This window comes from Rhodohalobacter halophilus, from assembly GCF_001715195.1.
Taxonomy (GTDB): Bacteria; Bacteroidota; Rhodothermia; order Balneolales; family Balneolaceae; genus Rhodohalobacter; species Rhodohalobacter halophilus.
The window spans coordinates 47444-56114 of sequence record NZ_MDWE01000045.1 but is presented as its reverse complement, the minus strand read 5'-3'; the positions used below and the strand labels follow the sequence as shown (position 1 = coordinate 56114).

The 8671-nt window shown below is 43.2% G+C and carries 8 protein-coding genes and 1 other RNA gene; 7 read left to right on the top strand and 2 right to left on the bottom strand.

Annotated features, from left to right (window positions below):
- Window positions 1-81 precede the first annotated feature (81 nt).
- From hpf to BG260_RS12110, 3 genes are all read left to right on the top strand, one after another.
- Window positions 82-381, top strand: coding sequence for a ribosome hibernation-promoting factor, HPF/YfiA family (hpf, locus tag BG260_RS12120; protein WP_069133056.1), 300 nt, complete (start codon window positions 82-84; stop codon window positions 379-381).
- Window positions 382-454: 73 nt separating this feature from the next.
- A complete protein-coding gene (gene hprK / locus BG260_RS12115; protein ID WP_069133053.1) occupies window positions 455-1483 on the top strand; it encodes an HPr(Ser) kinase/phosphatase in 1029 nt (342 codons plus the stop codon).
- 103 nt (window positions 1484-1586) lie between these two features.
- A complete protein-coding gene (locus BG260_RS12110; RefSeq protein ID WP_069133051.1) occupies window positions 1587-2561 on the top strand; it encodes a M23 family metallopeptidase in 975 nt (324 codons plus the stop codon).
- 26 nt (window positions 2562-2587) lie between these two features.
- Here BG260_RS12110 and BG260_RS12105 read toward each other — a convergent pair whose 3' ends face one another.
- Window positions 2588-2920 carry a hypothetical protein gene (locus BG260_RS12105; protein ID WP_069133049.1) on the bottom strand — a complete coding sequence of 111 codons (333 nt, stop codon included), beginning with the start codon at window positions 2918-2920 and terminating at the stop codon, window positions 2588-2590.
- A 127-nt stretch (window positions 2921-3047) separates the two neighbouring features.
- Window positions 3048-3415, bottom strand: a transfer-messenger RNA (tmRNA) gene (gene ssrA / locus BG260_RS12100).
- 222 nt (window positions 3416-3637) lie between these two features.
- Between ssrA and BG260_RS12095 the strand changes: the two genes are divergently transcribed.
- The 4 genes from BG260_RS12095 (at window position 3638) to glyA (ending at window position 8653) form a co-directional block, all read left to right on the top strand.
- Entirely contained in the window at window positions 3638-5902 is a 2265-nt protein-coding gene (locus BG260_RS12095) for a TonB-dependent receptor (RefSeq protein ID WP_069133047.1), read from the top strand.
- On the top strand, window positions 5902-6816 hold the full coding sequence (locus BG260_RS12090; RefSeq protein ID WP_083750298.1) for a DUF4249 family protein: 915 nt from the start codon (window positions 5902-5904) through the stop codon (window positions 6814-6816). Before BG260_RS12095 ends, BG260_RS12090 begins: the two co-directional genes overlap by 1 nt.
- 91 nt (window positions 6817-6907) lie before the next feature.
- Window positions 6908-7348, top strand: a complete 441-nt coding sequence (gene rpiB, locus BG260_RS12085) for a ribose 5-phosphate isomerase B (RefSeq protein ID WP_069133045.1) — start codon at window positions 6908-6910, stop codon at window positions 7346-7348.
- Window positions 7349-7354: 6 nt separating this feature from the next.
- Window positions 7355-8653 (top strand): serine hydroxymethyltransferase, encoded by a 1299-nt coding sequence (gene glyA, locus BG260_RS12080; protein ID WP_069133043.1) that lies wholly within the window; start codon window positions 7355-7357, stop codon window positions 8651-8653.
- Window positions 8654-8671: the final 18 nt, after the last annotated feature.

The window sequence follows — 8671 nt, the reverse complement described above, 5'->3', positions numbered from 1 at the left end:
ACACCAGCGTAGAAAGACTAAAGAATGTTTACAGTAAAGCCCATCCACGGGCAGAAAAATAAACCTTAATTGGAGGAAATAATGAAAACGACTTTCACAGCAAGACACTTCGACTGCAGCCAGGATTTAAAAGAGTTTAGTTTAAGCTCAGTTGAAAAACTGGAGCAGTTTTTTGATAAAATTATTGTTTGCGACATCGTACTGCAACCCGGTCAAGATGACGACAATCCGGCAATTGCTGAATTGAACGTAAAAGTTCCTAAAACCCTCATCAATGTGAGTGAAGAAGCGCCCTCTTATGAGCAGGCAATTGGGATGGCGGTCGATACTGCTGTACGTCAGCTAAGAAAATATAAAACCAAACACTTCGAACACCACTGATTTTTCCTAAATTAAACCTGCCGATTATCTTATTGTCGGCAGGTTTTTTATTATTCACTTCACAATCCTTTCAATGCTTTTCGAAAATCAGGAAGCCATACCGAGACGAGAAAAAGTAGACGTTCACTCTTTAGTTGAGCGTTTAAAAGAAACGATACGGATTGAATTATCACCCGTTGCTGCTCAAGAGTTTGCGAAAGAAAATTTTGTTGTTGAAGCCGACTTGCACCGACCCGGTTTGGCGCTTGCCGGTTATGTTGATCTCTTTACCTACCAGCGAATACAAATAATTGGTAACACAGAGTGCAGATTCCTTCGCAATTTAAGTGAAACGGAGATGTTAAAGGCTTTTAAACAGCTTGTCTCTTTTGATTTACCCGTCATTTTTTTGACCGACAGCAACAATCTACCTGATAAAGCGCTCAAGCTTGCTGAAGAGCACAAGGTACCAGTCTACCGCACTGAAGTAGAAACGACGAAGTTCATGTATCAGCTTCGAGACTTTCTCGAAGATCTATTTGCCGTTCAAACCATGCTTCACGGCACAATGGTTGATGTCTATGGAATTGGAATTCTGATCGCCGGTAAATCCGGAATCGGAAAGAGTGAAGTTGCCCTTGATCTGGTTGAACGTGGACACCGCCTGGTTTCCGATGATGTTGTAATGCTCACAAAGAAAAGCAATGTATTGATGGCTTCTGCCACCGAAATGAACAAACACTTTATGGAGATCCGCGGCCTTGGTGTGGTTGATGTGATGTCGATGTTTGGAATTCGATCCATTCGATATCAAAAACGACTGGAAGTTGTTTTAGAACTTACCTATTGGGACAATACAGACAAAGTTGATCGTACAGGACTTGATAATGATACGATTGGAATTTTAGGAACAGATATACCGTTAATTCACCTGCCTATTACCCCCGGTAAAAATATTACCGTCATTGCAGAAGTTATTGCTATGAACTATTTGCTAAAACATTACGGCTATGATGCTGCAAAAGCATTTCAGAAAAAAGTAAAAAAACATATTGCTGAGAAAAAAAACCGGGGAGATATGCCCAAAAGAGCGATTGAATACTTCGAAGGAGATTTCGAGTAGGTTAATTCAAAAAAAAATTCGTAACAAAGCCTCTACAAATCACTCTTTTAAATGGAAAAGGAATGTGCTAACTTATTGCCGCTGATTTACAACTGCTCTAAATATGTCTGATATCAACCATTTTTACTACGACAACGAGAAGTGCGAGTTTGTTCCCGTTGTTTACGATAAAAGGAAAAAGATATTTAATGCTCTCTCTTTTTGGGCCATAAACGGTATCGTAATGGCCAGCGTTGCCATCATTGTACTTTCCAACTTCATCGGATCACCGGCGGAAATTGCATTAAAGGCAGAAAACAAAGCACTTCTTGAACAGCTTGAAACAACCCGCATATCCATCACAGAGCTTGAAACTGAATTGAGTTCAATTGCCGAATTGGATAATGAGATGTATCGTTCGGTGTTGGGATTAAACCCAATTACCGAGGACGAACGCATGGCCGGTACTGGTGGTACAGACCCCTATTCCGACTTCGATCTATATAGCGATGACGCGTCTGAAATTCTCCGCTGGACGGCATCCCGCCTTGATAACTTGGAACGACGACTTGGTATTCAAAAAATGTCGTTCGATGAGATTAAATCATACTACAATGAGAATCAGGAAAGATTAAAGCATGTTCCTGCCATCCGACCGGTAAACGGAATTCTGCTTAGCGGTTACGGCCCAAGAATTCACCCGGTACTCAAATACCGAAGAATGCACGAAGGAATTGACTTCCGGGCAAATATTGGAACAGATATCTACTCAACCGGAGAAGGCACAGTCAAATATGCAGGAAGACGTGGAAATTACGGTCTTTTAGTTGAGATCGATCATGGGTTTGGCTATGTGAGCCGGTATGCACACATGTCCGGTTTTGCTGATGGAATAAAAACAGGTGCAAAAATTGAACGTGGTCAGTTGATTGGATTTTCAGGTGAATCCGGTATGACAAATGGACCTCACCTCCACTACGAAGTACACTACAATGGAAAAGCAGTAGATCCACTCAATTATCTTTTTGCAGATATTACCCCCGAAGAGTATTTGATGTACAAAGACATTGCGGAGAACAACCCGATGTCGATGGACTAAAGGCAAGTTTTTATAGGCTTCACATTTTATCCGGTGATTTTTAATATACCTGGATCTGTTTCAAATTCATCCCGATGATCGGATAAATCAATTCCTCTGCCTTTCTTAAGTACAATCGTGTATAAAAACGTCAACGCAGATTTGGCTTGGAGCAGATCCTCTTTTGATTTGTCATCATTTCGCTCCATTTCCGACAAAAAGAATTCACGTTGCCAGTTTCTGATTTGGGAAGAGTGTACAATAGACATTTTATCTAAAAAGTCTGCAATCAGGCTAATTGCTCGCTTTTCTGAAAGGTAAGAAGCTTGCTTTCTTCTCAGTTCAATTCTCAGGTTGGAAAGTATAAGTTCTCTTCTCATGATTTGATCTCCTTTTTATTTGTAAGAAACAAATACGTGAAGATCCTTACACGATATTTTCAATTTTAATGATTGTTGAAAAAAGAAAAAGCTCTTAACCTTTCGATTAAGAGCTTTTTTAAAACAAATGTGGAGCTGCGGGGAGTCGAACCCCGGTCCGAGAAGGTAAATCGTCAAGCATCTACATGCTTAGCTATTGATTAAGGTTTCGGATGAAGCAGTGCTCAATAGCAAAGCAACTCCACCCTATCCTGCATTAAGTTCTCCAGCCACGCGGCAGAAACGCCCTTCGGAAAAGCCAGTTTTATCGGCGCTCGCAGAGGGGCCTACTGGCAAGACCCCAAAGGAACGGACTCGTCAGTTTATGCTGCGAGTCTGTAAGAGTAATTGTTGTCAACTACTTTTATTCCATGATGAATGATTAACGAGATTCATCGGACAATCTCGGCATGCAGCCTGCAATTGTACTCAACCCGTCGAATCCGGTACAGCCCCAGTATGTCAAAGATCTTGTTACAAGGTAACGAATTGAACACACAATTCGTATCTATGTTTTCTATCTTTCAGTTCAGTAAATCTTATTATCCTGTATCTTCTAAGAACAGTTTACCTACTCATTTTGATGAATTACCACTCCTGTTCCGGAACTATTTGAGATAAATAATTCTTCTCTCTTTTAACATTTTATAAACACAGAGAGTCCATAAAATAACTACTGTGAATCGATTTTTATTACTGTTCATCATCCTCTTATTTACCCAAACGGCTCTATTTGCACAGTCTAACGGATCGATTAACGGGTACATTACCGACAGCCAAACCGGTGAAACCCTGATCGCAGCCAATATCGCTCTTCTGGAAACCAATCGCGGTACATCAAGCAATACGTCAGGATATTACAGCATCACAAATATAGAGCCGGGCACCTATACACTCATTGCCACCTTTATTGGTTACCAAAGGTTTGAAAGAGAAATTTCTCTCAGTGAGGGTGAAAATCTACGATTAAATATTGAGTTGGTTCCTGAGGGAATCCAACTTCAGGAACTTGTGGTAGAATCTACCGCTGAAAGGGAAGAACAGAGAAACATCGGGCGTGCACAGGTTTCCACAGAGTTAATAAAAGAAGTGCCATCAATTATAGAACCGGATGTTTTTCGTTCAGTACAACTCCTGCCGGGAGTTAAAGCCGCTTCCGACTTTTCGAGCGGGCTCTATATTCGCGGCGGCGGACCGGATCAAACCTTAATCCTGCTCGATGAGACTACGGTTTACAATCCCTCGCATTTTTTCGGATTCTTCTCAACGTTCAATCCGGATGCAGTAAAAGATGTCCGTCTCTACAAGGGCGGATACCCGGCTGAGTATGGAGGACGCCTGGGATCTGTGCTTACCGTTTTTAATAAAGACGGAAACCGAAATGAGACGACCGGGACAGTCAGTTTAGGACTCCTTGCCTCTCGGGCATCGGTAGAAGGCCCGTACAGCAGAGGCTCCTGGATGCTTGCTGTTCGCAGATCAACCCTCGAACCTGTACTTGCAGTGTTGCGGCAGTCTGTAGATACAGTGCCCGACAAATTCTACTTCTACGATATCAACGGGAAAATTAATTTTGATGCCACCGATGACGATCGCTTTTCATTGGCTCTCTACAGTGGAAACGACAGTGTCTCCCTCCCATTTCAAGAGGATGCACAGATCCGGCTCAATTATGGAAATCAAACAATCAGCGGTAAATGGCGGCGAATACTTTCAGATCGACTTTTCGGTTCGGCTACGGTAACCGGCTCCAGGTATTTTAATCAGCCCGGTTTTGAAATTGGCGGTACACCATTCGAAAGTGATAATAAGATCTATGATTTTTCACTAAAATCCGACCTGGAATACCTGATCAACGACCGTAACACGCTCTCAGCGGGTATATGGTCAGGAATTTTGACGCTCAAATACGCCGATCGATTTGACAATCAGTCCACCTTCACAAATCGCATTCAGTCTACCTATCTCTCTGCATATCTGCAAAATGAGTGGAGACCGTCTGATCGCTGGAAAATCAATGGCGGCATTCGTTTAAATTCATTTTCAGAGGGGAACTTTCATCGTCTTGAACCCCGGTTTTCTATTGAACACAGACCCTTTTCCAATCTTAGAATTCAGACTGCCTACGGCCGATACTATCAATACTTAACACTGATAACCAACGAAGCTTTCTCCGGTTTCGACATATGGTTAACATCTGACGACGGGGTACCTCCCTCCTTTGGAGATCAATTTGTTCTGGGCTTTAAAACGATCCCTTTTGACGGCTACGGATTTGATGTTGAATTTTACTTCAGAACCATGCGCGACCTATTTGAGCTAGACCCTTTTGTGAGTGATGCAGCGGGGCTTGACTACACCGACCTGTTCCGTTTTGGTGAGGGATATGCGTATGGCATCGAGCTGTTTCTGGAAAAACAACGTGGACGGTTTACCGGTTTTATGGGATATACGTTCGGAATTACTCAACGGAAATTCCCCGGTTTTAACACCGAAATACTTGATAACCCGGAAAGAGGCCGGTTCTATCCTCCAAAATACGACCGCAAGCACGATGCAAATATCGTAGCTACCTATCAAATTTCTGATCGTTGGTCATTTTCTACGGTCTTTAACTTTGCAAGCGGCCAGCCTTACACAGAACCGCTTGGTCGTACTCAGCTCAATGGTGTCCCCTGGGGAAGTGCAGAGCGGGATATCTTCACGGTTGGCAAGGTCAATGCATCCAGACTACCCAGCTATCACAGGCTTGATTTTTCGTTTAGTCGAGAAGGGAGGTTCTTCAATTTAGGAGATGCCGAATGGCAATTTCAGGTTATCAACGCCTACTCCAGAAGGAATATCTGGTTCTACAACTATGATTTTGATGAAAACCCTGTAGAACGGCAGGATGTTCAGCTTTTACCCATTATTCCATCAATTTCTTATACGGTTAATTTCTGATGATGAAGAAACTGAAAATACTTTCCATACTGTTGCTTTCAACAATCGTATTTTTTTCCTGTGAACAATATGAACAGGATGACTATCAGGAATATGTTGTTGTTGAAGGCTACATGACGGCCGGTGAGCGATTGCCGGATATCTATGTAAGCAGCACACTACCTGCCAACTCAGAGTACAGTTTTGAAAACAGTGCAATCAGTAATGCAACGGTTCTGGTTTCCAGGCTGGATGATGACGGGAATCCGGAAGAGGTTTTTGAATATGCTGAACTTATCGATCAACCCGGTGTCTACTTCCCATTGGTACAGAGTTACCGGGTTAAGCCACTCACTCAATATCAGCTTGATGTGGTTTTCAACAATCGTCCTGAAGAAATTCGAGCCGTCACAACTGTACCGGATCAGGTTGAGGTAATTAACGATATTCCGGAAAGTGTGGTTTACCAGAGTGAAAATCAGTTAGAAATTGTACTGGACAGAATTCAGCAGACCTCTGACGGACAAAATGTATTTGTGTTTAATTCTATTTCTCTCGATCCGGCAATTGAAAACCTTACTCCATTCTACTTAAGTGTAGTTGAAGATGATGAAGATATCGATATCAATGAATATGTCCGAAATTCATCCGGTCTTATAAATGAAGGAAACTTTGAGCCCCAGCCGGACGGTACGGTACTTTTACGGTTTCCATGGATTGGTGTAGCATTTTATGGAGATAATTTGGTTGTTACACTTTCCGTGGATAAAAATCTGGCCGATGTTATTCGCTCACAAGAGGTACAATTGGGGGGCTCAACCCTATCGCCCGGCGAAATTCCAAATCTGCTCTACAATATAGATGGTGGAATCGGTGTATTTGGCAGCATGACGGCAGATACTATCCGTACTTCCTTCGCTAGACCATTTGAATGATAATGTCACATTTATTAGTGCTATTCCATTTTTTCCTCATCTATTTTTTCGAGATATTTAGAGCCTGAAACTTAAAGCTCAAAACATCCTCATGATTGTACCTATTGCCAGTGACCACGCCGGATACGAAGCCAAAGAGAAAGCGAAAGAGATCCTGAAAAAAATTGGTCATGAACCGCTCGACTTCGGAACGCACTCGCCCGATTCTGTAGACTATCCCGATTACGCTATACATGTAGCTGAAAAAGTAAATAATGGCGATCACGAGTTAGGAGTGCTCATCTGCGGAAGTGGTCAGGGAATGTGCATGACGGCAAATAAATATCCCAATGTACGCGGCGCGTTAGTCTACAGTCATCAATCAGCAGTATTAACCCGCCAGCACAACAATGCCAATATTCTCTGCCTGCCCGGACGCGAGCTTTCTGATGAAACACTTGAAGATGTCCTTTCAACATGGTTCAAAACAGAATTTGAAGGCGGGCGCCACGAAAGACGTGTAAACAAAATTCATTCTTTAACAGATAAGTAGCAGACTATGGATAACCTAAAGAATCAGGACCCCGAACTGTTTGGATATCTGAAACAGGAAACGGATCGACAGAACTACAATTTTGAACTAATCGCTTCTGAGAACTTCGCCTCTCAGGCCACCATCTCTGCAATGGGCTCGGTCTTAACCAATAAATATGCAGAAGGTTATCCCGGTAAACGTTATTACGGCGGTTGTGAATTTGTTGATGAGGTAGAGGATCTGGCTCGCGAGCGTGCTAAAAAACTTTTCAACGCCGACTGGGTTAACGTACAGCCACATTCCGGAGCATCCGCAAATGCAGCGGTTTACCTTGCGATGATGAAACCCGGAGAAACCCTGTTAGGCCTCGACCTGGCACACGGTGGACATCTGACTCACGGTTCACCCGTAAATTTCTCGGGAATTACCTACAATGCAGAGTTCTACGGTGTTGACAAAGAGACCGGCCGTATCGATATGAACAAAGTACGTGAAAAAGCCAGAGAAGTTCAGCCCAAAATGATCTCCATCGGGGCGAGCGCCTATCCACGTGATTTTGATTATCAGGCATTCCGCGATATCGCTGACGAGGTGGGAGCGATCTTATGGATGGACATGGCTCATACAGCAGGATTAATAGCAGCGGGTGAATTGAACGATCCCCTGCAGATTTGTGATGTAGTTACCACAACCACACATAAAACGTTACGCGGTCCCCGCGGTGGAATGATCCTCATCGGAAAGGATGGTGAGAACACACTGGGTGTGGTTGCAAGAAAGTCGGGCAGGACAAAAAATTGGAGTGAGGTGCTTGACTCTGCAGTTTTTCCCGGAAGCCAGGGCGGTCCGCTTATGCATGTTATTGCTGCTAAAGCCGTTGCTTTTGGTGAAGCTCTGAAACCGGAATTCAAAGAGTATCAAAAACAGGTCAAGTTAAACGCAAGGGTTATGGCAGAGGAATTTTCGAACCGGGGATACACACTTGTGAGCGGCGGCACGGACAATCACCTGATTCTTGTAGATCTGCGAAGCAAAGGGTTAACAGGTAAAATTGCTGAAGAGGCGTTGGATGACGCCGGAATTACCGTTAATAAAAATATGGTCCCCTTCGATACGGAAAGTCCGTTCGTAACATCGGGTATTCGAATTGGCACCCCTGCCCTCACAACACGCGGGTTTAAGGAAGATCAATTTCGTGAAGTGGTAAATCTGATTGATCAGGTACTTCAAAAACCTGAAGATGAATCGAACCGCAAAAAAGTGAAGCAGAGTGTACGGGAGATGTGCGAAAAATTTCCCCTTTACGACTTTGTGACAGCCTAAAGTTTCCGGTATGAATTT